Source organism: Sphingomonas yabuuchiae, from assembly GCF_014199595.1.
Classification (GTDB): domain Bacteria; phylum Pseudomonadota; class Alphaproteobacteria; order Sphingomonadales; family Sphingomonadaceae; genus Sphingomonas; species Sphingomonas yabuuchiae.
On record NZ_JACHNX010000004.1, the window covers coordinates 210044 to 236883 of the forward strand.

At 67.4% G+C, this 26840-nt stretch carries 26 protein-coding genes, 1 tRNA gene and 1 pseudogene; 9 read left to right on the plus strand and 19 right to left on the minus strand.

Features of this window, described 5'->3' with window-relative positions:
• Nucleotides 1-292: 292 nt before the first annotated feature.
• A pseudogene (locus GGQ89_RS19990) lies at nucleotides 293-430 on the minus strand (IS5/IS1182 family transposase); the annotation flags it as partial.
• A 44-nt stretch (nucleotides 431-474) separates the two neighbouring features.
• Between GGQ89_RS19990 and GGQ89_RS07595 the strand changes: the two are divergent.
• Nucleotides 475-807 carry a hypothetical protein gene (locus GGQ89_RS07595; protein ID WP_184105301.1) on the plus strand — a complete coding sequence of 111 codons (333 nt, stop codon included), beginning with the start codon at nucleotides 475-477 and terminating at the stop codon, nucleotides 805-807.
• 87 nt (nucleotides 808-894) lie between these two features.
• Here GGQ89_RS07595 and GGQ89_RS07600 read toward each other — a convergent pair.
• The 10 genes from GGQ89_RS07600 to GGQ89_RS07645 form a co-directional block, all read right to left on the minus strand.
• A tRNA-Glu gene (locus tag GGQ89_RS07600) sits at nucleotides 895-969 on the minus strand.
• Nucleotides 970-1026: 57 nt separating this feature from the next.
• On the minus strand, nucleotides 1027-2781 hold the full coding sequence (gene recJ / locus GGQ89_RS07605) for a single-stranded-DNA-specific exonuclease RecJ (RefSeq protein WP_184105302.1): 1755 nt from the start codon (nucleotides 2779-2781) through the stop codon (nucleotides 1027-1029).
• An 89-nt stretch (nucleotides 2782-2870) separates the two neighbouring features.
• Nucleotides 2871-3557, minus strand: a complete 687-nt coding sequence (locus tag GGQ89_RS07610) for a prolyl hydroxylase family protein (RefSeq protein ID WP_056439303.1) — start codon at nucleotides 3555-3557, stop codon at nucleotides 2871-2873.
• A gap of 73 nt (nucleotides 3558-3630) precedes the next feature.
• Nucleotides 3631-4659, minus strand: coding sequence for an RcnB family protein (locus GGQ89_RS07615; RefSeq protein ID WP_184105303.1), 1029 nt, complete (start codon nucleotides 4657-4659; stop codon nucleotides 3631-3633).
• 124 nt (nucleotides 4660-4783) lie between these two features.
• On the minus strand, nucleotides 4784-5335 hold the full coding sequence (locus GGQ89_RS07620) for a (2Fe-2S)-binding protein (RefSeq protein ID WP_184105304.1): 552 nt from the start codon (nucleotides 5333-5335) through the stop codon (nucleotides 4784-4786).
• A gap of 36 nt (nucleotides 5336-5371) precedes the next feature.
• Entirely contained in the window at nucleotides 5372-6496 is a 1125-nt protein-coding gene (locus GGQ89_RS07625) for a CoA transferase (RefSeq protein ID WP_184105305.1), read from the minus strand.
• Nucleotides 6497-6633: 137 nt separating this feature from the next.
• Nucleotides 6634-7818, minus strand: a complete 1185-nt coding sequence (locus tag GGQ89_RS07630) for an acyl-CoA dehydrogenase (protein ID WP_184105306.1) — start codon at nucleotides 7816-7818, stop codon at nucleotides 6634-6636.
• Between the two features lie 150 nt (nucleotides 7819-7968).
• Nucleotides 7969-10101 (minus strand): TonB-dependent receptor, encoded by a 2133-nt coding sequence (locus tag GGQ89_RS07635; protein ID WP_184105307.1) that lies wholly within the window; start codon nucleotides 10099-10101, stop codon nucleotides 7969-7971.
• Between the two features lie 75 nt (nucleotides 10102-10176).
• Entirely contained in the window at nucleotides 10177-10530 is a 354-nt protein-coding gene (locus tag GGQ89_RS07640) for a hypothetical protein (protein ID WP_184105308.1), read from the minus strand.
• The gene (locus GGQ89_RS07645; RefSeq protein WP_168371576.1) at nucleotides 10527-10703 is read right to left on the minus strand and encodes a hypothetical protein; all 177 of its coding nucleotides are present in this window, start codon (nucleotides 10701-10703) and stop codon (nucleotides 10527-10529) included. Before GGQ89_RS07645 ends, GGQ89_RS07640 begins: the two co-directional genes overlap by 4 nt.
• Nucleotides 10704-10781: 78 nt before the next feature.
• Here GGQ89_RS07645 and GGQ89_RS07650 point away from each other — a divergent pair, with 78 nt between their 5' ends.
• Nucleotides 10782-11417 (plus strand): S24 family peptidase, encoded by a 636-nt coding sequence (locus GGQ89_RS07650; RefSeq protein WP_237243555.1) that lies wholly within the window; start codon nucleotides 10782-10784, stop codon nucleotides 11415-11417.
• Nucleotides 11418-11554: 137 nt separating this feature from the next.
• Here the strand turns inward: GGQ89_RS07650 and GGQ89_RS07655 are convergent, their stop codons facing one another.
• A complete protein-coding gene (locus tag GGQ89_RS07655; protein ID WP_184105309.1) occupies nucleotides 11555-11740 on the minus strand; it encodes a hypothetical protein in 186 nt (61 codons plus the stop codon).
• A 146-nt stretch (nucleotides 11741-11886) separates the two neighbouring features.
• Here GGQ89_RS07655 and GGQ89_RS07660 point away from each other — a divergent pair, with 146 nt between their 5' ends.
• The 6 genes from GGQ89_RS07660 to GGQ89_RS07685 all read left to right on the plus strand — a co-directional run bounded on the left by GGQ89_RS07660 (nucleotide 11887) and on the right by GGQ89_RS07685 (nucleotide 20454).
• Nucleotides 11887-12114, plus strand: a complete 228-nt coding sequence (locus GGQ89_RS07660; RefSeq protein ID WP_056439331.1) for a hypothetical protein — start codon at nucleotides 11887-11889, stop codon at nucleotides 12112-12114.
• Between the two features lie 112 nt (nucleotides 12115-12226).
• A complete protein-coding gene (locus GGQ89_RS07665) occupies nucleotides 12227-14230 on the plus strand; it encodes an autotransporter assembly complex protein TamA (RefSeq protein WP_184105310.1) in 2004 nt (667 codons plus the stop codon).
• Nucleotides 14227-18381 (plus strand): translocation/assembly module TamB domain-containing protein, encoded by a 4155-nt coding sequence (locus GGQ89_RS07670; RefSeq protein ID WP_184105311.1) that lies wholly within the window; start codon nucleotides 14227-14229, stop codon nucleotides 18379-18381. Before GGQ89_RS07665 ends, GGQ89_RS07670 begins: the two co-directional genes overlap by 4 nt.
• Nucleotides 18382-18419: 38 nt before the next feature.
• Nucleotides 18420-19394: a quinone oxidoreductase family protein gene (locus GGQ89_RS07675; protein WP_184105312.1), complete on the plus strand. Its 975-nt coding sequence runs from the start codon at nucleotides 18420-18422 to the stop codon at nucleotides 19392-19394.
• A gap of 141 nt (nucleotides 19395-19535) precedes the next feature.
• Nucleotides 19536-20153, plus strand: a complete 618-nt coding sequence (locus GGQ89_RS07680; protein ID WP_184105313.1) for a peptidylprolyl isomerase — start codon at nucleotides 19536-19538, stop codon at nucleotides 20151-20153.
• A 1-nt stretch (nucleotide 20154) separates the two neighbouring features.
• Nucleotides 20155-20454, plus strand: coding sequence for a putative quinol monooxygenase (locus GGQ89_RS07685; protein ID WP_184105314.1), 300 nt, complete (start codon nucleotides 20155-20157; stop codon nucleotides 20452-20454).
• Between the two features lie 22 nt (nucleotides 20455-20476).
• Here GGQ89_RS07685 and GGQ89_RS07690 read toward each other — a convergent pair whose 3' ends face one another.
• From GGQ89_RS07690 to aroQ, 7 genes are all read right to left on the minus strand, one after another.
• A complete protein-coding gene (locus tag GGQ89_RS07690; protein WP_184105315.1) occupies nucleotides 20477-20740 on the minus strand; it encodes a hypothetical protein in 264 nt (87 codons plus the stop codon).
• Between the two features lie 132 nt (nucleotides 20741-20872).
• Complete coding sequence (gene glnA, locus GGQ89_RS07695) at nucleotides 20873-22285, minus strand: type I glutamate--ammonia ligase (RefSeq protein WP_184105316.1); 1413 nt, start codon at nucleotides 22283-22285, stop codon at nucleotides 20873-20875.
• Nucleotides 22286-22392: 107 nt separating this feature from the next.
• A complete protein-coding gene (locus GGQ89_RS07700) occupies nucleotides 22393-22731 on the minus strand; it encodes a P-II family nitrogen regulator (protein WP_007405799.1) in 339 nt (112 codons plus the stop codon).
• Between the two features lie 160 nt (nucleotides 22732-22891).
• Nucleotides 22892-23227 (minus strand): arsenate reductase (glutaredoxin), encoded by a 336-nt coding sequence (arsC, locus tag GGQ89_RS07705; protein ID WP_184105317.1) that lies wholly within the window; start codon nucleotides 23225-23227, stop codon nucleotides 22892-22894.
• Between the two features lie 128 nt (nucleotides 23228-23355).
• Entirely contained in the window at nucleotides 23356-24708 is a 1353-nt protein-coding gene (gene accC / locus GGQ89_RS07710; RefSeq protein ID WP_184105318.1) for an acetyl-CoA carboxylase biotin carboxylase subunit, read from the minus strand.
• Between the two features lie 6 nt (nucleotides 24709-24714).
• Nucleotides 24715-25206: an acetyl-CoA carboxylase biotin carboxyl carrier protein gene (gene accB / locus GGQ89_RS07715; protein WP_184105319.1), complete on the minus strand. Its 492-nt coding sequence runs from the start codon at nucleotides 25204-25206 to the stop codon at nucleotides 24715-24717.
• A 14-nt stretch (nucleotides 25207-25220) separates the two neighbouring features.
• Nucleotides 25221-25655 carry a type II 3-dehydroquinate dehydratase gene (gene aroQ / locus GGQ89_RS07720; protein ID WP_056439353.1) on the minus strand — a complete coding sequence of 145 codons (435 nt, stop codon included), beginning with the start codon at nucleotides 25653-25655 and terminating at the stop codon, nucleotides 25221-25223.
• Nucleotides 25656-25768: 113 nt separating this feature from the next.
• Between aroQ and thiS the strand changes: the two genes are divergently transcribed.
• The gene (gene thiS, locus GGQ89_RS07725) at nucleotides 25769-26779 is read left to right on the plus strand and encodes a sulfur carrier protein ThiS (RefSeq protein ID WP_184105320.1); all 1011 of its coding nucleotides are present in this window, start codon (nucleotides 25769-25771) and stop codon (nucleotides 26777-26779) included.
• The last annotated feature ends 61 nt before the right edge of the window (nucleotides 26780-26840 follow it).

Genomic DNA, 26840 nt, shown 5'->3' on the forward strand with positions numbered 1-26840 from the left:
ATCTGTGAGATCAGATCAATATTCCTCGTGCCGACATGCTCGCACGGTGCCGTTTAGCCGATCGCACAAATGTCAGGTCTTGTCAGAAGTCGATACTCTGGCGATACGACGGGAATGATGACTTCGTCTCAACCCAAGCCGTTCCAATTGCCACTGCTGAGATATGAACGGACAGCGGAAGTCGGGGAGCGATAGCTGCGGCGTAAACATCCACTTATGGGTCGGGGCGTTCTGCGTAGCGCATACAACGTCAGTATCGCCACGATCAGTTTTTGCGAGGGTCGAGACCCAATCAGAGCCAGAAGGCCAACGCGGTGGCGAGGGCGACGCCTGAGAGAAAGTTGGCGGCGAGCTTGTCATAGCGGGTGGCGACGCGACGGAAATCCTTGAGGCGGCAGAAGGCGTTCTCGATGAGGTGCCGGCCGCGGTATCGGTCGTTATCATAGCGCGAACCGGGTCAGAGTCGGTTAGGCCGTGGGCGTGCTGGAAAGCACCAAATTCGAGCGACGCCATCCTCCGGGCCATGCCCTGCAATTGTCGTTCGTCTACGCCGTCAAAATAGGCGTCGACCATGGATCGCGCCGATCAAAGCTGCTGACTGGCAAGTCTGCGCCGCGCTGCCGCAAGCTTCTGGTCGTAAACGATGGCGTGCGGATGGTAGCGCTGGCGAGCTTCGTCGGTCTCGAGGGTGCGCTTATACTCGCTCGACGCGCCATCGAAGAACGGTCACAGCGCGGCGGGGACGGCACGTTGGAAGAAAAAAAAGCCGGTGCGACGATTTTTGGAAAGGAGCGGCGATGCGGATAACTTCGAACGCATCCTTCGCGCACAAGGATGGGTAAAGCATCCGTGAAGACCGCATACACCGCGCAAATCCGCCATTTTGGCGGGTGCTGGTGACCCCTACGGGAATCGAACCCGTGTTTCAGCCGTGAAAGGGCCGCGTCCTAACCGCTAGACGAAGGGGCCGCCGGGTGGCGTGGAGGGGCCTCTAAGGGAGGGTGCGGAAACCGTCAAGCGCTTTTTTCAGTCGGCCCATGCGGCGTCCTCGACATGGAGTTCGGCGACGTCGCGGCCGGACCAGTCATCGACCTTGGCACGGCCGACCAGCCACAGGCGGCGGGTGCTGCCCGCACCGAGCAGCGCCTGGCCCAGCGCGGTGTCGGCCTGGCGGAAAGCCATGGCCTTCAGGCTGCGCCCATCGGCGCCCGCGACGATGGCGCGGACGTGATTCGTGCCGACCAGATCGGCGCGGATCACGCGGAACGGTCCGGCGGCGATGCGCGGGGCGGGCCAGCCCATGCCATAGGGGCCACCGGCCTCCATCGCGCCCACCAGGCCGGGATTGACGCCGCCGGGCGCCAGTACGGCATCGACGAGCAGCGCGCGGCCTGCGCTGGCCCGCACGACGGCGTCGGCAAGGCGTTCTTCCAGAAACTCGGCGAGTTCGGCGATCCGGTGCGCCTCGACCGTCAGGCCCGCCGCCATGGCGTGGCCGCCGCCCGCGATCAGCAGGCCATGCTCCTTGGCCGCCAGAATCGCCGCCCCCAGGTCGACGCCCGAGATCGAGCGCCCCGAGCCCTTGCCCATCCCATGCTCGTCCACCGCGATGACGATGGCCGGGCGGTCGAGCTTCTCCTTCAGCCGTCCCGCGACGATGCCGATGACGCCGGGATGCCAGCCTTCGCCCGAAACGAGCGCGACATGCCGGTTGCGGTCGACGGTGGTTTCGGCGGTGGCCTGTACACCCGCCTCGATCGCGCGGCGTTCGTCGTTGAAATGGTTGAGCTCCTCGGCGATCGCGCGCGCTTCGGCGGGATCGTCGGTGGTCAGCAGCCGTACGCCCAGATCGGCGCGACCGACGCGACCGCCCGCATTGATGCGCGGCCCCAGCGCAAAGCCCAGATCGGAGCAGGTCGGCGCGCGGGTCAGCCGGGCCGCGTCTGTCAATGCGGCCAGACCGATATTGCGCCGCTGCGCCATGACCTTCAGGCCCTGCGCCACGAACGCCCGATTCAGTCCCCGGAGCGGTGCGACATCGGCAACCGTGCCCAGCGCCACCATATCGAGCAGGTCGAGCAGGCGCGGCTCGGTCCGGTCGGCGAAAAAGCCACGGGCACGCAAGGTACGGATCAGCGCGGCGCCCAGCAGGAAGCATACGCCGACCGCCGCCAGATGGCCGTGCGCGGCCCCCTCGGTCTCGTCCAGGCGGTTGGGGTTCACCACCGCATGGGCGCGGGGCAGTTCGGTCGCGCATTTGTGGTGGTCGACGACCAGTATCTCGATCCCGGCGTCTTGCGCGGCGGCCAACGGCTCGAACGCCTGCGCGCCGCAATCGACCGTGACGATCAGGTTCGCGCCCTCTGCCTGGAGGCGCAGCAGCGCCGCTTCGGTCGGGCCATAGCCCTCGGTCATCCGGTCGGGAATATAGGCGCGCGGGGACAGGCCCAGGTCACGGAGCAGGCGGACCAATACGGCGGCTGAGGTCGCGCCGTCGACATCGTAATCGCCGAAGATCGCGATCGGTTCGCGCGCGACCACCGCATCGGCAAGGCGGGCGGCGGCGCGGTCCATGTCGCGAAAGATCGACGGATCGGGCATGAAGCCCCGGATCGAGGGGGTGCGATGCGCCTCGATCTCGTCGGGCGGGCACCCTCGGGCGAGCAGCAGCTGGGAAACCAGATCGTCATGGCCCAGGCCGTCGCGGGCATCGGCGGCCAGCGCACGCCAGCGCCAGGGCTGGCCCAGGATCGACTGGGCGATGCCGAGAACGTCGGTCATCGGCGGAACTTGAAATCAGGGAAATTCACGCGGAGGCCATGCCACGGAGCGCAGCGTCGCGACAAGAGCGGCGGGAAGGGCGGCGGGGGTCAGCTGACCCAGTTGCCCTCGCGAAACCATTTGGTGATGACATATTTGGTGCCCTCGACCACGGGCATCCCCTCGTGCAGCGTCATCTCGTTGGGGCTGCCGTCCGGCTTCATGTTGTTCCACGCCAAGAGCAGGCCCTGGCGCGGTGCGACGCGGATGCCCGCCTGCGGAAACCAGGTCGCGCCGCCTTCCGCCACGTCGTTGAGGTAGATCATCGCGGTCCAGGTCCGCTGCCCGCCATGGACGCGCACCTTTTCCCAATAGCTTTCGCTTTCGTGGAAATAGTCGTGATGGGCACGGAACTGCTGGCCGGGGGCGTAGCGCTGTCCCTGCATCGTCTCGCCCTGTTCGGGCGCGATGCCGAGCAGGGCGGCAATCGATTCGTCGATCGGCTGAACATCCGGCGACCAGCGCGCCATGTCGCAGCTTTCCGACGTGCGGAACCCGTAATCGGGGCGGTCGGACAAGAGGGTGGAGGGCCGCCGATTGGCGTCGATCATCGCCATCAGCGTGGCGCACTGGGCGGGCGTCAGGAAGTCGGGATAATAATAGATTTGCGCCGTGTCGGTCGCCACGCGCGTCACCGCCGGGTTCGCATCGAGATGCTCGGCGACCGTCACCGCGAAACGGGCGCGCAAGGGCGAGGCGGCGGGGTGGCCCTTCGGCTTCCTCTGGAAGAACGACATGGTCGCGGATGTGCGACGATGCTTGCCGAAAGACAAGAGGGGAGGGACGCTTCGCACGTCCCTCCCGCCCCGATCACCAGAAGATGTCGTACACCACGTCGACGACCATCCCGCTGCGCAGGTCGACCAGCACCGCGTCATTGTAATAGCGCACCCAGCGATAGGAGCCATAGGCGGGCGGCAGGCGATAGGCATAGGGATCGTCCAGCCAGTAATTCTCGCCGAAGAACATCGGCTCCAGGATCACCCCGCTGGAGAAACGTTGATAGCCATAGCCGCCATTCGGCCCGTAATAACGCGGCAGGTGATAGGCGCCCCGGTTCATCGAGCGCCAGCCCATCCAGTCGTAACGCCGGTCGCCGCGCCAGCCGCGATTCCACTGGTTCGCCCAGGCACGACGTTCGCCGAAGCCATAGGCTTGGTCGTTCTGGTCGCGCCAGTCGCCGAAGCTGCGCCGCCAGCGGTCGCGGTCGTCACGCTGGCGCCGCTCGTCGTCGCGCCAGCGCCGATCCTGTTCACGCGCCCGATCTTGCGCCCAGTCTTGCCGCCGATCTTGCCCCCGATCTTGCCAGCGCCGCTGGTCCTGCCACTGGCCCCGGCGGTCGTCACGCCATGAGCCGGGACCGCGATCCTGCCGGTCGACCCGTATGCCGCTGGGGCCCGGATCGGGTTGCGGCCTCGGATCGGGCCGCGACTGATCGCGCCAGTTGCCACGATTGCCGCCCCAGGAGCGCTCTTCACCCGGCACCGGCGCGGGCGAGGGCTCGGGCCGCCAGCGGTCGCCACGTCCGCCGCCATCGCGCTGCTCGAACCGGGGAGCGGGCTGGGGCGCGCGGGGTGCCTCGGGATGGTCCGGGCGGAAGGCCGGGCGGTTTTCGGGGAAGGCTTCGCGATTGTTAAAGATGGGGCGTCCTTCGCTCCGCTCGACTCGACCGGCAGGGCCACCACCGGGGCCACCGGGGCCACCACGCGGCGGGCCGCCTTCGGGGCGACCTTGCGGGCCGCGATCCATCATTATCGCTTGCGCGCTCGCCATGCTCGGCATCGCCCCCGCCACCATCGCGGTCGCCGCCAGCAGAGCCGCCATCCAATGCCTGTTCATGTCCCTACGTCCCATGCGTCGGCGCACGAGCCGACCCTGATCATGAAGGGTTTATGGCATGACGGCGTTGAGCGATTGCTGAACTGGCCTGTCAGCAACGGGAAAGAATCGGCCCGATGCGGCTTCACTCGTCCCGCATCGCGCCGGGCACCAGCGCAGGTACGGCGCGGGCGGCATCGCCGGGATCGGTGCCGGGCATGGGGGCGGCCGGGATGGTCTCCTCACCCCGTGCCGCGCGGGCGGCGCGCTGGATCGCCTCGACCAGACGCGGATAAACGCCGCAGCGGCAGAGATTGGTGATCTGCGCGCGGATCAGTTCTTCGGATGGATCCGGATTTTTACGGATCAGCGCGGCGGCGGCCATCACCATGCCGGGAATGCAATATCCGCACTGGCTGACATTGGCGGCCAGGAACGCCTGTTGAACGGGGTGCGAGCGGTCGCGCGACAGCCCCTCGATGGTGGTGACGACGCTGCCCTCGATCCGGCCGATCGGCACCTGACAGCTGCGCACCGCGCGGCCGTCTATGTCCACCGTGCACGCGCCGCAATCGCCTGTGCCGCAACCATATTTGGTGCCGGTCAGGTTCGACGCATCGCGCAGCGCCCAGAGCAGCGGCGTGTCGGGCGGCAGGCGATAGCGGACGGGCTGGTTGTTGACGGTGAAGCTGGACATCGCGGAAGCGGGCTTAGCCGATGCCGGGGCAGGGGGCTACCGATCCAGCATCGGCGCGGCGCGGTTGAGGGCGAGGTCCGCGTCGGAAAAGCGGATCGGGGTGCGTATGCCCGGCACGGTCGAACCGTCGGGCCGTTCGGGCTGGATGGCCAGACCGCGCGCCACGACCTGCGGGTCGGCAAAGGCCTGTTCGACCGTGTTGATCGGCCCCGCCGGCACGCCTGCCGCCTCCAAGGCCGCAAGAAGTGCGTCACGCGGCCAGCGGGCGGTGGCGGCCTCGATGATCGGCGTCAGCGTGGCGCGATGTTCGCAGCGCAGGGCATTTGTCGCATAAAGTGGATCGTCGCCGTCGATCCCGACGACGTTCGCGAAACGGCGGAACTGCGCGTCGTTGCCGACCGCCAGGATGAACCAGCCGTCGCTCGCTGGGAACGCTGCATAGGGCACGATGTTGGGATGGGCATTGCCCAGCCGGGTCGGCGTCTTCCCCGAGGCAAGATAGTTCATCGCCTGGTTCGCCAGCACGCCGGTCATCGTGTCGAGCAGCGCCATGTCGATCTGCTGACCGCGCCCCGTCCGTGTCCGCATGTGCAGAGCCGCCTGGATCGCGATGACGGCATAAAGCCCGGTCATGATATCGGCGAGCGCCACGCCGATCTTCTGGGGTGCGCCGCCGGGCTCGCCGGTCAGGTCCATGATGCCGCTCATGCCCTGCACGATGAAGTCGTATCCGGCGCGCGACGCATAGGGGCCGTCCTGGCCGAAGCCGGTGATCGAGCAATAAATCAGGCGCGGATTGACCGCCGACAGGCTATCATAGTCCAGGCCGTAGCGGGCGAGGCCGCCGAGCTTGAAATTCTCGATGACAATATCGGCGTCGGCGATCAGCGCGCGGACCTTGGCCTGTCCCTCGGGCGTGGCGAAGTCGGCGACGACCGAGGTCTTGCCGCGATTGGCGGCGTGGAAATAGGCGGCGTCCTGCGTTCCGTCGGGATTGGGGATGAAGGGTGGCCCCCAGCGGCGCGTATCGTCCCCCTCGGGGCTTTCGACCTTGACCACCTCCGCGCCGAGATCGGCCAGCACCTGCCCCGCCCACGGACCGGCGAGGATGCGGGCCAGCTCGACGACCCTCAGGCCAGCGAGGGGGGCGGGTTTCGACACTCAATCCTCCCCATCGCGAGATGGGGAGGGGAACCGCGCCCGCAGGGCGTGGTGGAGGGGCAGGGGCATAAGCCCCTCCACCATCCTTCGGATGGTCCCCCTCCCCAAGCACAGCTTGGGGAGGAATGGGGTGGCGATCAAAACGCCGCGATCCCGGTGATGGCGCGGCCCAGGATCAGCGCGTGGACGTCGTGCGCGCCTTCATAGGTGTTGACCGTCTCCAGGTTCATCAGGTGGCGCATCACCTGATATTCGCCCGAAATGCCGTTGCCGCCATGCATGTCGCGGGCGACGCGGGCGATATCCAGCGCCTTGCCGACATTGTTGCGCTTGACGATCGAGATCATCTCCGGCGCGAACCGGCCTTCGTCCATCAGCCGCCCGACGCGAAGCGACGCCTGCAAGCCCAGCGCGATCTCGGTTTCCATATCGGCCAGCTTCTTCTGGTAAAGCTGCGTCGCGGCCAGCGGCCGTCCGAACTGCTTGCGGTCCAGCCCATATTGGCGCGCGGCATGGAAACAGAATTCCGCCGCCCCCAGCGCCCCCCAGCTGATCCCATAGCGCGCGCGGTTGAGGCAGCCGAACGGCCCCTTCAGCCCCTCGACATGCGGCAGCAGCGCGTCCTCGTCGACCACCACCTCGTCCATCATCACCATGCCGGTGATCGAGGCGCGCAGGGACAGCTTGTTCTCGATCTTCGGCGCGGACAGGCCCTTCATGCCCTTTTCCAGCACGAAGCCCCGGATCGCGCCGCCATGCGCCTCCGACTTGGCCCAGATGACGAAGACATCGGCGATGGGCGAGTTGGAGATCCAGGTCTTGGCGCCCGACAGGACATAGCCGCCCTCGACTTGTCTGGCGGTGGTGCGCATGCCCCCGGGGTCGGAACCGGCATCGGGTTCGGTCAGGCCGAAACAGCCGATCCACTCGCCGCTCGCCAGCTTGGGCAGATAACGGCTCTTCTGTTCGTCCGAGCCGTAGGCATGGATCGGATACATGACGAGGCTGGACTGCACGCTCATCATCGAGCGGTAGCCGCTGTCGATCCGCTCCACCTCGCGCGCGATCAGGCCATAGGCGACATAGGAGGCGCCGACGCCGCCGAACTCCTCCGGGATGGTGGGGCCGAGCAGGCCCAGCTCGCCCATCTCGCGGAAGATGTCGGGATCGGTATGTTCGTTGGCAAAGGCGTCGATGATGCGCGGGGCCAGCCGGTCGTCGGCATAGGCGCGCGCGGTGTCGCGGATCATCCGCTCGTCATCGGTCAGCTGGTCGTCGAGCAGGAACGGGTCCGCCCAGTCGAACTTGCCCATCGGGGACATTGTTTTCTCTCCTTATGTCCGCCGCTTCTCGGGAAGGCCGGGAGTTTTGTCCACCCCCGGCCGTGACTTGCGACCATCCGTGCGAATACAAAAAGCCCCTCCCGCCATGAGCGGGAAGGGCCAGTCTTTCCAACGCGTAGGGGGTTTGCGTCAGAGCTTGAAGCTGAGCGTCGCGCGCAGGTCGCGTCCGGCGAGGGGGGCGAAGTCCTTCAGCACGCTGGCGTGGCGACGCGCATCGACGTCGAAGATGTTGTTGGCCGACAGGGTCAGCGTCGTCGGATTGACCGCGCCCCACGGCTTTAATTGGACCGAGGCGTTGACCAGGGTGAAGCCGTCGGTCGGCGTTTCCAGACCCAGCACACGGGTCTGCTTGAAGCTGCGCTCCACCTCGACGCGCGCGTTCACGCTGTCGGAATGCGCTTCCAGCCCGCCGAGCAGGCGCAGCGGCGGGATGCGCGGGGCAGGGCCGGTGCCGATGATCTGGGCATGGACATAATCGCCCAGCAGGTCGGCATTGATCGCATAGCCGCCGATCGTGGCCAGCCGCAGCGAGCCCTCCGCCTCGATGCCGTAATAGCGGGCATCGGCCTGGGCATAGGTGAAGCAGGGCAGGTCGACCTCGCGGCCCGAGGGCGCAGCGGCGGCTTCGCACGGACCCTGCTGGACCAGCGCGTCATAGATATAGTTGGAGAAGCGGTTGTAATAGGCCGAGGCGTCGAAGCTGTAGCCTTCGCCATGCCCGTGAACGGTGGCTTCGATGCCCCAGCTCGACTCCTTCTTGAAGTCCGGATTGCCCAGTTCATAGGCTTCGGTCCCGGCGTGCGGGCCGTTGGCGAACAGCTCCTCGGCAGAGGGCGCGCGTTCGGTGCGCGACAGGTTCAGGCCCGCCCGCCAGTCGGGCGCGAAGCCGTAGCTGGCACCGATCGAGCCCGAAAAGGCATCGAAGCTGCGCTGGCCCCGGAAGAACCGGTTGTCGCTGACCGCCGTGCGTGCGGTCAGCGAGGTATGCTCATAGCGCGCCCCGGCCTCCATCTTGAAGGCGCCGCGATCCAGCTGTTGCAGCGTGAACAGGCCCACCTGCGCGGTGTTGTTGCGCGGCAGGAACGCCTCCTCGCCGCGCACGTCGAAGTCGCGGTTGAAGAACTGCACGCCGGACGCGCCCTGCCAGCCATTGCGCTTGGTCTGGACCAGTTCCAGGCGGCTTTCGATGCCCTTGTTGTAAAAGGCGGTGCCGACCTCGCCGCTCTCCTCCAGTTCGAAATGGCGATATTCGGCGGCACCGGCGCGCAGGCGAATGCGGTCGAGGAAGCCGCCGCCCGTCTCGATCTCGCCGCGCAGGTCGAGGCGGTTCTGGACCAGGCTGAGACGCGGGGCTTCGGGTTCCTCGCTGCCCGGCGTCAGGGCGTAGCGGACCGGCACGCCGTACAGGCTGTCATAATGGCTGTACGCGATGCCCAGCGAGCCGGTGTCGGTGATCAGCGACCCGCCGACTCCCGCCGTCCAGGTTTCGCTGGCGGTGTTGGGCAGGCGTCCGCGCAGGTTGGCGACACCCGCAAAGTTGAGCGGGTCCTTGGGGGCCTTCGCCGCCGAGGCCTGCGCCTCGGCACGGGCACGCGGCGACAGGACGTAGCCGCCGATCTTCAGATCGTCGGTCTTCAGATACGAGCCATCGGCGTGCAGCACGAATTGCTTGCCGACCGCGACATCCGCTGCGCTCGCGACCGAGCGTTCGGTCGCGGCCGAGCCATAGGTCGCCATGCCCGACAGGCGATAGCCCTTTTCCGGCACGACACGCGGAATGCGCGTGTCGATGACGTTGACCACGCCGCCCACCGCCGAGGATCCGAACAGCAGCGCGGAGGGACCGCGCAGCACCTCGACCCGCTCGGCGAGCAGCGGGTTGATGACGACGGCATGGTCGACGCTGGTGTTCGATACGTCGATCGAGCCGATCCCGTCGGTCAGCACGCGGATACGCTCGCCCTGAAAACCGCGCAGTACGGGGCGGGAGGCATTGGGGCCGAACGACGTCGCCGACACGCCCGGCTGCCGCGCCAGCGTCTCGCCGATGGTCGGACGGATCGAGCGTTCCAGCTCCGCGCCGGTGACGATCGAGGTGCCCGACAGCACATCGGCCTCCGACTGCTGGACCGGCGCGGTCACGACGATCTCGCGGCCGCGATTGGTAGTCGTGGCAGTGGTAGTCTGCGCGGTGGCGGGAGCGGCCAGCAGGCTGGCAAGCGCGGTGGCGGACAGGCCGGACAGGAGGACGGGCTTGAACAAGGGACGGCTCCGATTTGTGATGCCATGCCGACTACAGTCTTGTTACAACATATCAAGGAAAAATTCATGCGCCTGTCATCCGTTCGCCGCGTCCTGGCAGAGCAGGACGCGCAACCGGCATGGCTCCGCCTCCACCGCGATGTCGGCGATCAGGTCGCGGCCGAGCGGAATGTCCGCCTCGGGCAGGGCGGCCAGCCAGCGGGTCAAGGCGGGGCCGGGCATGGCGTCGAGTGTCAGGGCGATCACCGATCCGCTGAACGTCGCAGAGCACCAGGGTTCGACCATGGCGACGGTCAACCGCACCACGCATCCGGCGCGCCCCGCATGGGCGACCAGCGTGCGCGCCAGCCGTTCGCCACGATCGGCGGGGCGGCGGCAGGGGGTGGTGCGCGGCGGCATGGCGCGCTCGATCCGGGCATGGACGGTCATGCGGTCTGTCCCTTGATGAAGGCGGTGACACGCGCGATCATCTCAGGCCCCGGCTCGCGTCCCTTGCGCAGGTCGCTGACCAGCCGGGGATCGTTGACCGCCAGCCGCCCGAACTTCGTCTCGGGCATGAGGCTGGCTTTCAGATAGCGGTCGATCATGCGCAGCAATTCCATGGACATTCTCCCAAAGTCCGATTCCTGTTCCGTTGTTCATGATCTGTTCCGATTTCCAACTTGTCTAGGAAAAATCCTATGCCTATATTCGATCCCATGGCGGAGGCGGATATCAGGGCGACATTACAGGCGCTTGCGGCAGACGCCCGGGTGAGCCTGGCGGCATTGTCGCGGATGATTGGGCGCAACGACGCCTATCTCCAGCAGTTCGTGCAGCGCGGCACGCCGCGCGTGCTGGCGGAAGGTGACCGGCGGCAGCTGGCGGAGTTTTTCGGCGTGGCCGAAACGCGGCTAGGGGCGCTGCCCGCCACTGGGCCGATGCTGGTGCCCCGGCTGGCCGTCGCGGCGTCGGCGGGGCCGGGGGCGACGGTCGATGACGAGGTGATGATCGGTGTCGAGGCGATCGATCGCGGGCTGGCCCGGCGGCTGGGCCTGAGCGACGGGGCGGCCTCGGTGATCCGCGTACGGGGGGATTCGATGGCGCCGGGGCTGCTCGACGGCGATCATCTGGTGGTCGATCAGCGCGACGTCCGGCCCAATGCGCGCGGTGGGCTTTACGTGATCCGGGTCGGCGATGTGCTGATGGTCAAGCGGGTAAGGTTGGGAGCAGGGGGACTGGTCGCCACCAGCGACAACCCCGCCGCGCCGCCGGTACCGGACGGTCCGATCGCGGTGATCGGGCGCGTCGTCTGGCAGATGCGCATGCCTTCCTGATCCTCCCCGCCCGCGGGGAGGGGGACCGTCGCGTCAGCGACGGTGGAGGGGGATTGCGACGAGGGACGACCTTTGTGGAAGCCCGCCTCCGTCAGGCCTTCGGCCTGCCACCTCCCCGAACCGAGGAGGATTATGATTTACCTACCCCGCCACCAGACCAGCAGCGCCACGACGATCCCGAGCGCCAGTCCGATCAAAACCCCCATGGTGACTTCGCCGGTCGCCAGCCCCGCGACGATCCCGCCGACCACGCCCAGCGCGATGAAGATGCCCCCGGCATGAGCGGAAGACTGGGGAGGGCGCGGTATTTGCGGGTCGGTCATGGCGCCATTCCTGCCATGCGCGGGGGCGCGAAACCAGCCATCCATGGTCGAAATCGGGTTAACCATTTCAGGGGGTGGTTTAATTCATAGCCCGCGCTTAGGGGTGCCCTTCGAAGTTTCACAGCGCGGTTCCGGGGGGAGATTCCATGCGCGATTTTCGCGACGCCTATGTCGCGCCATTCCTGACCGATCGAGACGTGGCGGACGCCGCCGAGATGATGGAAACCTTTGGCCTGGCGGCAAGCGGCGAAGCCGCCGCGCGCGCCGATCGCAGCCGCGATCAGGGCAATCACATCCATTTCTGCCGCTGGCGCCAGATCGAGCGGCTGATCGACCTGTTGTCGAGCGAAGAGGCCATCGGCACCGTTCACTAGGTGGACTGTCCGGCGGACCCGAAGCGCTTCGCGACGACCGGATCGGCAAATCTGTCCAGATGATGGTGCTTTGGGGTGTCGCTGTCGCATCCGCGCGGCTAGGGATTGGCGCATGATGGTCCGCGTCCGGCGGCCGCGCCGCTCGGCCGCCATCATATGCTTGGCAATGGGTCTTGGCGGCGCGGGCTGGCCCGCCGTTGCGGCTGCGCAGGTCGCAAGCCCCGTCACCTCGCCGGCGGCACAGACGATACCGGGCAGCGACCTGCCCGACGATCCGACCATGCTCGACCCCTCGGCTCCGCTGGCGCCCCTGCCGGAGATCGGCGTCGCCTGGCCCGACCTGGCGACCGCGCCGGGCGATCCGATGGCGACCATGGCCGCCACCGTCGATGCCGCGGCCGAGCGGCGCTATCGCTGGCGGGTCGACGGGATCGACGGCGCGGGCGAGCTGGTCCGCCAGCGTTTCGAGCAGCTTTCCACCCTCGATGCCAATGACGGCGAGCCCGCCAATGCCGCGCAGCTCGACCGGCGCGCGCGTGAGGATGCCCAGCTGCTGACCAATTTGCTGCGCGGGGCGGGCTATTACGACGCGCAGGTGACGACCCGGATCGAGCCGGGCAACGAGCCGACCGTGTTGCTGGAGGCGGTGCCGGGCAATCTCTATCGCTTTGCAGGCGTCACGCTGGATGGGGTGACGGCGGCGGGCGACAAGGCCGCGCCGCTGGAAAAGGCGTTCGGGATCAAGCCGGGCGATCCGGTGAATGCCGATACCATCGTCGCGGGCGAGGCGCGGCTGAAGACCGTGGTGGGCGAGGAGGGCTTTCCCTTCGCCAAGCTCGGCGATCCGCAGATCGTGGTCGACCGCGCCGCGCGCACCGCGACGCTGGACCTGACGGTCGGTCCGGGTTCGCCCCGCCGCTATGGCCGGATCGTCATGGCGAACGACAAGCTGTTCGACGCCAGACATGTCCAGGAGATCGCCCGCTTCTCCCCCGGCCAGCCCTATGATTCCGCCGGACTGGACGATCTGCGCCGCGCGCTGGTGCAGACGGGCCTCGTGTCGTCGGTCGAGGTGAAGCCCGTGCCCGGCGACACGCCCGAGACGGTGAACATCGCCGTCACGCTGGAACCCGCGCCGCCGCACACCATCGCGGGCGAGCTGGGGTATGGTACCGGCGAAGGCGCGAGCGCGACAGTGAACTGGACCGACCGCAACCTCTTCCCGCCCGAAGGCGCACTGACCCTGCGCAGCGTGCTCGGCACGCGCGAACAGCTGGGCGCGATCGTGTTCCGCCGCAACAATTTCCAGGGCCGCGACCGGGTACTGACCGCGCAATTCTCGGCCGCGCACATCCTGCGCGACGCTTATGAGGCCAAGACGCTGTCGCTGTCGGCGGGACTGGAGCGCCAGACGAACATCTTCTTCCAGAAGACCTGGACCTGGTCGCTGGGGGGCGAGTTGCTGACCTCGGACGAGCGCGACGTGATCGAGAGCACGGGGCAGCCGCGCAGGCGAACCTTCTTCATCGGTGCACTGCCGACCAGCCTCAATTACGACGGCTCGGACGACCTGCTGAACCCGACGCGCGGCTTCCGGCTGGGCGGGCGGATCAGCCCGGAGGTGTCGCTGCAGGGCAGCGTGTTCGGCTATACCCGGACCCAGATCGATGCGAGCCTCTACCACCCGTTCGGCGACCGGGTGGTGCTGGCCGCGCGAACCCGGCTGGGGACGATATTGGGCGCACCTCGCGACCAGATCGCGCCGTCGCGGCGTTTCTATGCGGGCGGCGGGGCCTCGGTGCGCGGCTATGGTTTCCAGGCGATCGGGCCGCGCGACGCGAACAACGACCCGATTGGCGGGCGCAGCCTGGCGGAATTCTCGATCGAGGCGCGGGTCCGCACCTTCGGGAATTTCGGCGTCGTACCCTTTCTGGATGCGGGCAACATCTCCACCTCGCCGTTGCCGCGTCTGACGGGCCTGCGCTTCGGCACCGGGCTGGGCGTGCGATATTATTCCAATTTCGGGCCGATCCGGCTCGACGTCGGCACCCCGCTCAATCCGCAAAAGGGTGATAGCCGGGTCGCGGTCTATGTCTCGCTGGGACAGGCGTTTTGACCGAGGATGTGGAGCCCGCACCCGACGCGCGGCGGGGCTTACGCTGGGGGCGTGCTGTCGCGATCGCGGTGGCCGCGCTGGTCGGTATCGTGCTGGCGGCGCTGGGCATCGTCGATACCTCGATCGGGCATCGCTGGGTTGCGGACCGGATTGCGACCATCCGCACGCCGACGGGGCTTCGTTTCTCCGTGGGGCGGATCGACGGGTCGCTCTATGCCGACATGCGGCTGGTCAACCTGCGTATCTATGATCTGGACGGGCTGCTGGTACAGGTCCCGCAGGCGCGTCTCGACTGGCGGCCCCTGAACTGGGCGCGGGGCACGCTCGACATCCGCCGGGTCGAGGCCGCGACGGCGACGCTGTTCCATGTGCCGCATACCCGGAGCACGGGGCGGCAGACCCCGATCCTGCCCGATTTCGACATCCGCATCGACCGGCTGCAGCTCGACCGGCTGGTCCTCGCGCCGCGCGTGCTGGGCAGCGAGCGGGTGGCGAAGGTCGAGGGGCGGGCGGACATTCGCGACGGTCGTGCGGTCGTCACGCTGAACGGCGTGGTGGCGGGCAGCGACCGGCTTCGCCTGCACCTCGACGCGCGGCCCGATTACAACCGCTTCGATCTGGCGGTCGAGGCGCGGGGCGCGAAGGACGGCGTGCTGGCCAAGGCGGCGGGCGTCCGCGCCCCCGTCTCGCTCGACGTCGCCGGGGCGGGACGCTGGACGCGCTGGGACGGCGTGGCGAAAGGCCGGATCGGCGGACAGCGCGCGGTCGACCTGCGTCTGTCGGCCCAGGCGGGCCGATACGCCCTGTCGGGACAGATCGCGCCGTCGCTGGTGCTGCATGGGCGTCTCCAGCGACTGACCGCGCCGCGCGTTATTGTCGCCGGACAGGCCGATTTTGCCGACCGCCAGCTGAACGGCGCACTGGTCCTGCGCTCGCCCGCATTGCGTGTGAAGGCGCGGGGCGTGGTCGATCTGGGCGCGAACCGGTTCGAGGGGCTGCGCGTCGACGCCAGGCTGGTCCGGCCCGAGGCGCTGTTCCGCAACATGAGCGGACAGGCAATCGCCATGACCCTGCGGCTCGACGGGGCGTTCGAGCGGGCGGCATTCGACTATCGGCTGGCGGCGGCGCGCTTCGCCTTCGACCAGACCGGGTTCGAGCAGGCCGTCGCGACGGGCAAGGGCCGGTTGCAGGGCCGCTGGCCCTTGACCCTGCCGGTGCGCTTCACCGCGACGCGGGTGACCGGCGTGGGCGAGGCGGCGGGGGGCATCCTGCACCGGCTGTCGGCGGCGGGCGACCTGCGTATCACCCCGCGCGCGATCATGGGGCAGGGGCTGGCGCTCCGCTCGGACAAGTTGGCGGGGCGGCTGAACCTGCGCATCGACCTGACCAACGGGCATTATGACGTCGGGCTGGACGGCGCGCTTCAGCGTTACCTCATCCCCGGCCTCGGCATCGTCGATGTGAAGTCGCGGCTGTCCGCCGTGCCCGGCCCGGACGGCCATGGCACGCGTGTCGTCGGGCGCGGTGAAGCCCAGGTCCGGCGGCTCGACAACGCCTTTCTCCGATCGCTGGCAGGCGGGCTGCCGCACCTGACCACCGATCTGGAGCGCGGCACCGACGGCGTCTTCCATTTCCGCCGCCTGGTGCTGACCGGCCCCGACATCCGCCTGACCGGCGAGGCGATCCGGCGGCGCGACGGTACCTTCCACTTTGTCGGCGGCGGACGGCAGCGCAGCTATGGCCCGGTCCAGATGGTGCTGGACGGGCGGATCGATCGGCCGACACTCGACCTGCTGCTCGCCTCGCCCAATGCGGCGATGGGCCTGCGGGATGTGCGGCTACATCTCGACCCCAATGATCAGGGTTTTGCCTTCCGCGCCGCAGGCGGCTCACGGCTGGGGCCGTTCCAGGCGGGCGGGGCGATACTGCTGCCGCGCGGGCAGAATGCGGTGATCCAGATTCAGCCTCTGCTGGTCGCGGGGGCGCGGGCGACCGGCGCGCTCACCGTCGTGCCGGGCGGTTTCGCGGGGCGTATGGACGTGGGCAGCGGCGGCCTGTCGGGCGAGCTGCTGTTCCGCCCGGTCGGCGAGGTTCAGCGGATCGAGGCGCATCTGGCCGCACGTCAGGCGCAGATTTCGGGGGTGACCATCCGACAGGGGCGCGTCGACCTGATCGCGCTGCTCGATCCCGCCGGAGCCTCGGTCGAGGGCACGGCCAATGCCCAAGGTCTGCGACGCGGCGCGTTCAACATCGCGCAACTGACCGGCACCGCCCGGATGCGCGGCGGCAGCGGCGAAGTGCGGGTCGGCATTTCGGGATCGCGCGGCCGTGCCTTTTCGATCCAGACCGTGACGCAGGTTGCGCCCGACCGTTTCTCGACCACGGCGCAGGGGACGCTCGACCGGCGGCCGTTGCAACTGCTGTCGCCTGCCGTCGTCACCCGTGACGGCGACGGCTGGGCGCTTGCGCCGACGCGGTTGAGCTTTGCGGGCGGCGAAGCGACGCTGGCGGGCCGGTTCGATCGGGACTCGACCGCAATCCAGGCCAGCCTGACCCGGATGCCGCTTGCCGTGCTCGATATCGGCTATCCGGGACTGGGTCTGGGCGGCACTGCGACCGGCACGCTGACCGTCCGTCAGGCGACGGGCGCGCCGACTGGCAAGGCGGACCTCACCATCCGTGGGCTGACCCGGGCGGGCCTCGTCCTGACCTCTCGCCCGATCGATATGGGTGTGGCGGGGGTGCTGTCCGCCGACCGATTGGGCGTGCGTGCGGTCATGGCCTCGGGCGGCAGGATCATCGGGCGCGGCCAAGCGCTGATTATGCCCGGCGGCGCAGGCGACTGGGCCAGCCGGATGCAGGCGGGACGGCTGATCGCGCAGCTTCGTTATGCCGGACCCGCCGATACGCTGTGGCGGCTGACCGGGGTCGAGATGTTCGACCTGTCCGGCCCGGTCGCGATCGGCGCGGACGTGACGGGATCGCTGAGCCAGCCGGTCATCCGCGGCGCGGTGAAGGCGGTCGGCGCGCGGATCGAAAGTGCGACCACCGGCACCGTGCTGACCGACGTGCAGGCCAGCGGCCGGTTCGGCGGATCGCGCCTCGTCATCGATCGCTTCGCCGCGCAGGCGGGCAAGGACGGGCGGGTCAGCGGCACCGGCCAGTTCGACTTCGCCGCTGCCAAGGGGGTCGGCCTCGACCTGTCGCTCAACGCCGCCAATGCGACGATGATCGCGCGCGACGATATCGGTGCGACCGTGACCGGGCCGCTGACCTTCCACTCCGATGGCGCGGGCGGCACGATCGCGGGCGATGTGGTGCTGAACCGCAGCCGCTATCGGCTGGGCCGCGCGACGGCGGCGACCGCCGTGCCGCAGCTCAACATCCGCGAGATCAATATCCCGGGCGGCGGCGAGGAGGACGATGTCCCGCGCAAGCCCTGGACGCTGGCCGTGAAGGCGCGCGCGCCCGGCGGGCTGATCGTGTCGGGCCTGGGGCTGAACAGCGAATGGTCGGCGGACCTGAAGATCGGCGGTACGCCCGACAATCCCGCGATCACCGGCCAGGCGACGCTGATCCGCGGCGATTATGAATTTGCAGGCCGCGAGTTCGATCTGGCGCGCGGCATCATCCGCTTCGGCGGCGAGGTGCCTGCCAACCCCGCGCTCGACATCGCGGCCAATGCCAATGTCCAGGGGCTGAGCGCGACGATCCGCGTGACCGGCACCGCGCTGAAGCCCGAGATCGGCTTCTCCAGCACGCCCGCGCTGCCCAATGACGAGCTGCTCTCGCGCCTGCTCTTCGGCACCTCGATCGCCAGCCTGTCCGCGCCGGAAGCGTTGCAGCTCGCCGCCGCCGTCGCCGCGCTGCAGGATGGCGGCAACGGGCTGAACCCTATCAACGCGGTGCGGCGCGCGGCGGGGCTGGACCGGCTTCGCGTGCTGCCCGCCGACGTTCAGATCGGCCGTGCTACCTCGGTCGCGGCGGGCAAGTACATCACCCGGCGTTTCTATGCCGAGATCATCACCGACGGGCAGGGCTATTCGGCGACGCAGATCGAGTTCCAGGTGACGCGCTGGCTGTCGCTGCTCTCCAGCATCTCGACGCTGGGGCGGCAGAATGTGAATGTGCGGATATCCAGGGACTATTGAGACGTTGGCCCGCGCGAATACGAACAGGAGTTTGGCCCATGGAAAAGACCGCCTTCATCGACAAGACTGGCGGGCCCGAGGTCATCCAATGGCGTGACGAGCAACTGCCCCCGCCCGCGTCGGGCGAGGTGCGGATGCGGCACCATGCGGTCGGGCTGAACTATATCGACACCTATCACCGCAGCGGGCTGTACCCGATCGACCTGCCGGGCAAGCTCGGCTCCGAGGCGGGGGGCGTGGTCGAGGCGGTGGGCGAGGGCGTGACCGATTTCGCGGTCGGCGACCGGGTGGGCGTGTTCGGACCGGCGCGCGGGGCCTATGCCACGGCGCGCAACGTCGCGGCCGATCTGCTGGTGCCGCTGCCCGATCATGTCGACGACCGGACGGCGGCCGCGATCCTGCTGAAGGGCGCGACGACCGCTTTCCTGATCGAGGATTGCGCGAAGGTGCAACCCGGCTGGACCGTGCTGGTCCATGCGGCGGCGGGCGGGGTCGGGCATCTCGCGGTCGGTTGGTTGAAGGCGATCGGCGCGACCGTGATCGCGACCGTCGGGTCCGAGGCCAAGGCGGAGAAAGCCCGCGCAGCGGGGGCCGATCATGTCATCCTCAACCGGCAGGAAGACGTCGCGGCCCGCGTGCGCGAGATCACCGGCGGCGCGGGCGTGCCCGTGGTGCTGGACGGCGTGGGCAAGGCGACCTGGGAAGCCTCGCTGAACAGCACGGCAAGGCGCGGGCTGGTGGTCAGCTTCGGCAATGCCTCAGGCGCGGTGGACGGCGTCAATCTGGGCATCCTGGCCGCGAAGGGCTCACTGTTCGTCACCCGGCCGACCCTGTTCGACTATGCGGTGACGCCGGACGAGAAGCGCAGCCTGATCGCGCGGGTCTTCGCGATGCTGGAGAAGGGCGCGATCACGCCGGAGATCGGCCAGTCCTTCGCGCTGACCGATGCGGCCGAGGCGCACCGGGCGATCGAAGCGGGGGAGACGGTGGGAAGTACGGTTCTCATTCCGTAAGGGAGGCGTAGGCTTCGACTTCGGGTATTTTGGTGTGATCTGCCCAAACCCCGTTCAGGCTGAGCGAAGTCGAAGCCCAAGGGATACACCCCGCCCCAAATCCCCGCTAACCTGACGCCAGTTCCGTACCCGGAGACCCCGATGATCGCGCTCCTGCCCCTCGCATTGCTTGCCGCCCAGACCACCCCCGCGACCCCGCCCGCCCCCGCCACCGCCGAGGCCCCCAAGCCCGTCATGGTCCGCATCGCGATGCAGACCAGCCTCGGCCCCGTGGTGATCGACCTCGACCGCACCCATGCGCCGATCACCACCGCCAATTTCCTGCGCTATGTCGACCAGCACCGGCTCGACGGCGTGACCTTCTATCGCACGGTCCGCGTCGCGCCTGATTTCGGCTTCGTCCAGTTCGGAATCCAGAACGAGCCCAAGCGCATCCTGCCCCCGATCGCGCATGAGCCGACGACCAAGACCGGCATCAAGCACACGGACGGCACCATCTCGATCGCGCGCCTCGCCCCCGGATCGGCGCGCGGCGACTTCACGATCATGGTCGGCGACCAGCCCTCGCTCGATGCCGACCCGTCGAAGCCCGGCGACAATCTGGGCTATGCCGCCTTCGGCCATGTGGTCGAGGGGATGGACGTGATCCACAAGATCCTCGACCAGCCCGCCGACCCCGCCAAGGGACCGTTCAAGGGCGAGATGCTGGCCGCGCCGGTGAAGATCCTGTCGGCCAAGCGGGTGGCGGCGGCGAAGTGACATGCTGCCGATCGTCGGCACCGTGCGCTTGCCCGCGGACAAGCTCGACGCGGCCCGCCCGGTCATGCGGCGCATGGTCGAGGCCAGCCGTGCCGAGCCGGGATGCCTGGACTATGGCTATGCCGAGGATGTGCTCGATCCCGGCCTCATCCATGTGAAGGAGTTGTGGACCGATCAGGGGGCGCTTGATCGACACTTTACCTCGCTGCACATCGCCGAATGGCGGGCGGCGTGGCCTTTACTGGGGATCGGTGAGCGGCGGCTGGTCGTTTACGAGGTGGGCGAACCGCGCATAACCTGAATTATGGTTTTAGGCTGTTCGTTCAACGCGTCCCCCGCGCGATGCGTGCTTGCCGCTGCGTGACCTTGATCGGTACGGCCATGGCGACGAACGGAGCCATGGCACCGAAGAGCAGAGCTGCGTCGAACTGTCGTTGCAGCAGGGCGATGGCAACGGCGCAGGGGATCGCGACGATGGGCGTCAGCTTGGTGACCCACCATAATATCGGTCCCCATCCGGGCCGATCCCTGGCATCTCTATCCACCAGAAGCAGCACCAGCGTGGCGATCAGCTTGGCACTGAGCATGAGAGCGACGACTCAGCTCAACAGGTCGATCGGGGCGGAAAAACCGAAGCTGAAAAGCACCTTTCCACTCCTCCCAAAAAGAAAGGGGCCTTGCGGCCCCTTTCCCCGTAGTGACATCGTGCAGGGGCTGAATCAGCCGCTGTAATACATGTCGTATTCGACCGGGCTGGGGGTCATTTCCCAGCGCATCACTTCGTGCATCTTCAGCTCGATATAGCTCTCGATCTGGTCCTTGGTGAACACGTCGCCCTTCAGCAGGAAGTCGTGGTCGGCGGCCAGCGAGTCGAGTGCTTCGCGGAGCGAACCGGCGACGGTCGGGACCTGGGCCAACTCGGCGGGCGGCAGGTCGTACAGGTTCTTGTCCATCGCCTCGCCCGGATGGATCTTGTCCTGGATACCATCCAGACCCGCCATCAGCAGCGCCGCATAGGCAAGATACGGGTTCGCCAGCGCGTCGGGGAAGCGCACTTCGACGCGCTTCGACTTCGGGCCGGTGCCGTACGGGATGCGGCACGAGGCCGAGCGGTTGCGCGCCGAATAGGCGAGCAGCACCGGCGCTTCATAGCCCGGCACCAGACGCTTGTAGCTGTTGGTGGTCGGGTTGGTGAAGGCGTTCAGCGCCTTGGCATGCTTGATGACGCCGCCGATGAAGTACAGGCAGGTTTCCGAGAGCCCTGCATAGCCGTTGCCGGCGAACAGCGGGGTCTTGCCTTCCCAGATCGAGAAGTGGGTGTGCATGCCCGAGCCGTTATCTTCCTTGATCGGCTTCGGCATGAAGGTCGCGGTCTTGCCATAAGCCTGCGCGACCTGATGCACGACATATTTGTAGATTTGCATGCGGTCGGCGGTCTGGGTCAGCGTGCCGAAGGTCATGCCCAGTTCGTGCTGCGCGGCGGCGACTTCGTGGTGGTGCTTGTCGCAGGGCAGGCCCATTTCGAGCATGGTCGAAACCATCTCGCCACGGATGTCGACGGCCGAGTCGACCGGCGCGACGGGGAAATAGCCGCCCTTGGCGCGCGGACGGTGGCCGAGATTGCCGCCCTCATATTCGCGGCCGGTGTTGGTCGGCAGCTCGATATCGTCGATCTTGAAGTAGGACGACGCATAGTTCGTGTCGAACTGCACATTGTCGAACATGAAGAATTCGGCTTCCGGGCCGACATAGACGGTGTCGCCGATGCCGGTGGTCTTCACGAACGCCTCGGCGCGCTTGGCGGTCGAGCGCGGATCGCGGGCGTACAGCTCGCCGGTCGACGGCTCGACGATGTCGCAGAACACGATCAGCATCGGGGTGGCCGAGAAGGGATCGGTGTACACGGCGTCGAGGTCGGGCTTCAAAACCATGTCCGACTCGTTGATCGCCTTCCAGCCCTCGATCGACGAACCGTCGAACATCAGGCCGTCGGTCAGCTCATCCTCACCCAGGATCGAGGCGACCATGGTCAGGTGCTGCCACTTGCCCTTGGGATCGGTGAAGCGCAGGTCGACCCACTCGATCTCTTCGTCCTTGATCTGCTTCAGGATATCGCTGGCCGTATTCGCCATGTTCCGTTCTCTCTCTGCTTGGCCGCCCTCCGGCGAAAGGCCGGGGCCGGTGATACGTGTTTAGTGGGACCGAATGTCAGCCCGGTGACGGATGAGTATGGGGTGCGTCAGATCGCCGCGTCGTCGCGTTCGCCCGTCCGGATGCGCAGTGCGGTCTCGACGGGGATCACGAAGATCTTGCCATCGCCGATCCGGCCGGTCTGCGCGGCGGCGGCGATCGCCTCCACCACGCGTTCGGCCAGGCCGTCCTCGACCACCACTTCCAGCTTCACCTTCGGCAGGAAGTCGACGACATATTCGGCACCCCGATAGAGCTCGGTATGGCCCTTCTGGCGGCCGAAGCCCTTCGCCTCGGTGACGGTGATGCCGGACACGCCGATTTCGTGCAGCGCCTCCTTCACCTCATCGAGCTTGAACGGCTTGATGATCGCCTCAATCTTTTTCACGAGCCTGACTGCCCCCGATGTTGTTCGAACCCTCGCCCGACCCTGCGCGTAGCAGGGATCGTGCCAACTGCCTTTCCCTCGTAAGAGGGTAAGAAATCGATCAGAATTGCGCCCGAAAAGCGGGCATGGTGCCAAGTGCTGCTCAAATTATGGGCAGCGGTCACAGGATGCTCCGCACCGCTTCGGGAGGCCGTCCGATAACGACACCGTTGGGCGTCTCGACCAGTGGCCGCTCGATCAGGATCGGATGGGCGGCCATCGCGGCCAGCACGGTCGCGTCATCCGCGTCGGCCAGCACCTTGGCCTCGGCCTCCGCCTTGCGCAACCCGTCGCGCGGCGACAGCCCGCCCTTGGCATAGAGCCGCGCCAGTTCCTCGGCGCTCGGTGGTGTCTTCAGATATTCGATCACCGTCACATCCGCGCCGGCCTCGTTCAGCAGGGCCAGCGCCTCGCGCGACTTGGAGCAGCGCGGGTTGTGGAGGATCGTCGCCTTCATCGCCGACGCTTTTGGCATGGGTGGCGGGGAATGTGGAGAGGTAATCCCCGCTTCCGGGCATGAAAAAGCCCCCTCCCGACCGGGGAGGGGGCCAAGTTTTCATCCCCTGCAGGGGGAGGAGTAGGAGGTTACGCGCCCTGCTTGGCCAGCCATTCCTCCAGCCACTTGATCGTATAGTCGCCCTTCTGGAACTCGGGGTCGTCGAGCAGCGACTGGTGGAGCGGGATGGTGGTCTTCATCCCCTCGATCACGAACTCCTCCAGCGCGCGGCGCAGACGGCGCAGGGCGCCTTCGCGGGTCGTGCCGTAGACGATCAGCTTGGCGATCATGCTGTCATAATAAGGCGGGACCTTATAGCCCTGGTAGAGGCCGCTATCGACGCGGACATGCATGCCGCCCGGCGCATGATACATCTTCACCGTGCCCGGCGAGGGGGCGAAGGTGCGCGGGTCTTCCGCGTTGATGCGGCACTCGATCGCATGGCCGCGGAACTGCACGTCCTGCTGGCGCAGGGTCAGCGGATGGCCTTCGGCGATGCGGATCTGCTCGCGCACCAGGTCCAGCCCGGTGATCATCTCGGTGACGGGATGCTCGACCTGAAGGCGGGTGTTCATTTCGATGAAATAGAACTCGCCGTCTTCCCACAGGAACTCGATCGTGCCCGCCCCGCGATAGCCCATATCGGCCATCGCCTTGGCGACGACGCCGCCCATGCGGGCACGCTCCTCGGCCGTGATGATCGGCGAGGGAGCTTCCTCCAGCACCTTCTGGTGGCGGCGCTGGAGCGAGCAGTCGCGCTCGCCCAGATGGATCGCCTGGCCGTTGCCGTCGCCGAACACCTGGAATTCGATATGCCGGGGATTGCCCAGATATTTTTCCATGTAGACGGTCGAGTCGCCGAACGCGGCCTTCGCCTCGGAGCCCGCCTGCTGCATGAGCGTTTCGAGCTGGTCCTCGGAGGACACGACCTTCATGCCGCGTCCGCCGCCGCCCGAGGCCGCCTTGATGATCACCGGATAGCCGATCTTGGTGGCCAGCGCCTTGGCCTCATCGAGATCCGAGATCGCGCCGTCCGAACCGGGGACGAGCGGCAGGCCGAGCGCACCGGCGGTACGCTTGGCCTCCACCTTGTCGCCCATGATGCGGATATGCTCGGGCTTCGGGCCGACGAAGATCAGGCCGTGCGCCTCGACGATCTCGGCGAACTTGGCGTTCTCCGAGAGGAAGCCGTAACCCGGATGGATCGCGTCCGCGCCCGAAATCTCGGCGGCCGAGATGATGTTCGGGATGTTGAGATAGCTGTCGGCGGCCGCGGGCGGGCCGATGCACACCGCCTGGTCGGCGAGGCGCACATGCATGGCATCGGCGTCGGCCGTGGAGTGCACGGCGACGGTCTCGATCCCCATCTCGTGACAGGCGCGGTGGATGCGAAGCGCAATCTCACCGCGATTGGCGATCAGGAGTTTCTTGATCTGCGCCAAGGCGGCTTACTCGACGACGACCAGGGGCTGGTCGAACTCGACCGGCTGGCCGTTCTCGACCAGGACGGCGGTGACGGTGCCCGCCTGGGTCGCGGTGATCGGGTTCATGACCTTCATGGCTTCCACGATCAGCAGCGTGTCACCGGCGGCGACCTTCTGGCCGACGACGGCAAAGGGCTTGGCGCCCGGTTCGGCCGACAGATAGACGGTGCCGACCATCGGCGACTTCACGGCGTTGGCCGACGCGGCCGGAGCCGAGGCACCGACTTCCGCTGCGGCGGGTGCGGCAGCGACGGGCGCGGCCACCGGGGCGGCCACGGGCGCAGGGGCCGGCGCATAGCCCATCTGAGCGACGGCTGCGGCCTTGCGCGCGACGCGGATCTTGCGGTCGCCATGCTCGACCTCGATTTCGGTCAGGGCGGTGGCGTCGAGCAGCTCGGCGAGCTGACGGACGAGGTCGACATCGACCTTCATCGCTTGTTCGGTCTTTTCGGTCATGGGACGCGCTCCTGTCAGAACCGGGCCGCGGCTTCAAGCGCGAGCAGATAGGAATGCGCGCCAAAACCCGCGATTGTGCCTTTTGCGGCACGCCCGATGAAGCTCTCATGGCGGAATGGCTCCCGCGCATGAGGGTTGGATAGGTGAACCTCGATCACCGGGGTCGTCACCGACTTGATCGCGTCATGGATCGCGATCGACGTATGGGTGAAGCCCCCGGCATTGAGCAGCACGGCTTTCGCTTCATAAGCCTGGGCCTCGTGCAGCCAGTCGATCAGATGGCCTTCATGGTTGGACTGGCGCATGTCGATCGCCAGGTCCAGCTCGCGCGCCCGATCCTCCAGCAGCCCCGCAATATCGTCCAGCGTGTCATGGCCATAGATATGCGGCTCGCGCAGGCCGAGCAGGTTCAGGTTCGGCCCGTTGAGGACATAAACGGTCGCGGGCATCGGCACTCCCATGGTTGCGGCTCGGGATGGCCGGGCCTAGATCGAGGGCCTTCCTTAACCGCATGCCCTATCCCACGTCGAGCGGGCAGCGACTTGCATGGTAAGTGACACATATGCCCCATACCGATGGAACCGTGACGATCACCGTGAATGGCGAGCATAAGCGGGTGGCGGCGGGCCTGTCGCTGGCCGATCTGGCGAACCAGCTGGGCCTGGTGCCCGAAAAGGTGGCGGTGGAGCGCAATTTGGAGGTGGTGCCGCGCTCGACGCTGGCGCAGGTCGAGGTCGAGGATGGCGACGAGATCGAGATCGTGCACTTCGTCGGCGGTGGCGACCATGCGGTGACGGTCGCGGACGATGATTCGTGGGAAGTCGCGGGCCAGCGTTTCCGCTCGCGCCTGATCGTCGGGACCGGCAAGTACAAGGACTTCGCACAGAACGCGGCGGCGGTCGAGGCGGCGGGGGCGGAGATCGTCACGGTCGCGGTGCGCCGGGTGAACGTGTCGGATCGCAATGCGCCGATGCTGACTAACTATATCGACCCCAAGAAGATCACCTATCTGCCCAACACGGCGGGCTGCTTCACCGCCGAGGATGCGATCCGCACCCTGCGGCTGGCGCGCGAGGCGGGCGGCTGGGACCTGGTCAAGCTGGAGGTGCTGGGCGAGGCCAAGACGCTCTACCCCGATATGTACGAGACGCTGCGCGCGACCGAAATCCTGGCCAAGGAAGGCTTCAAGCCGATGGTCTATTGCGTCGACGATCCCATCGCCGCCAAGCGGCTTGAGGATGTCGGGGCGGTCGCGATCATGCCGCTGGGCGCGCCGATCGGTTCGGGGCTGGGCATCCAGAACAAGGTGACGATCCGCCTGATCGTCGAGGGGGCGAAGGTGCCGGTGCTGGTCGATGCGGGCGTCGGCACCGCCTCGGAGGCCGCCGTCGCGATGGAGCTGGGCTGCGACGGCGTGCTGATGAACACCGCGATCGCCGAGGCCAAGGACCCGGTGCTGATGGCCCGCGCGATGAAGGCGGGGGTCGAGGCGGGGCGCATGGCGTACCGTGCCGGGCGCATGGGCATGCGGCGCTACGCCGACCCTTCCAGCCCGCTTGCGGGCCTGATCTAACTTTAATTTCACGGAACTTGCCGCGTAACGAACCGTTGTGTTTCCGAGTGTTCAACGGGAT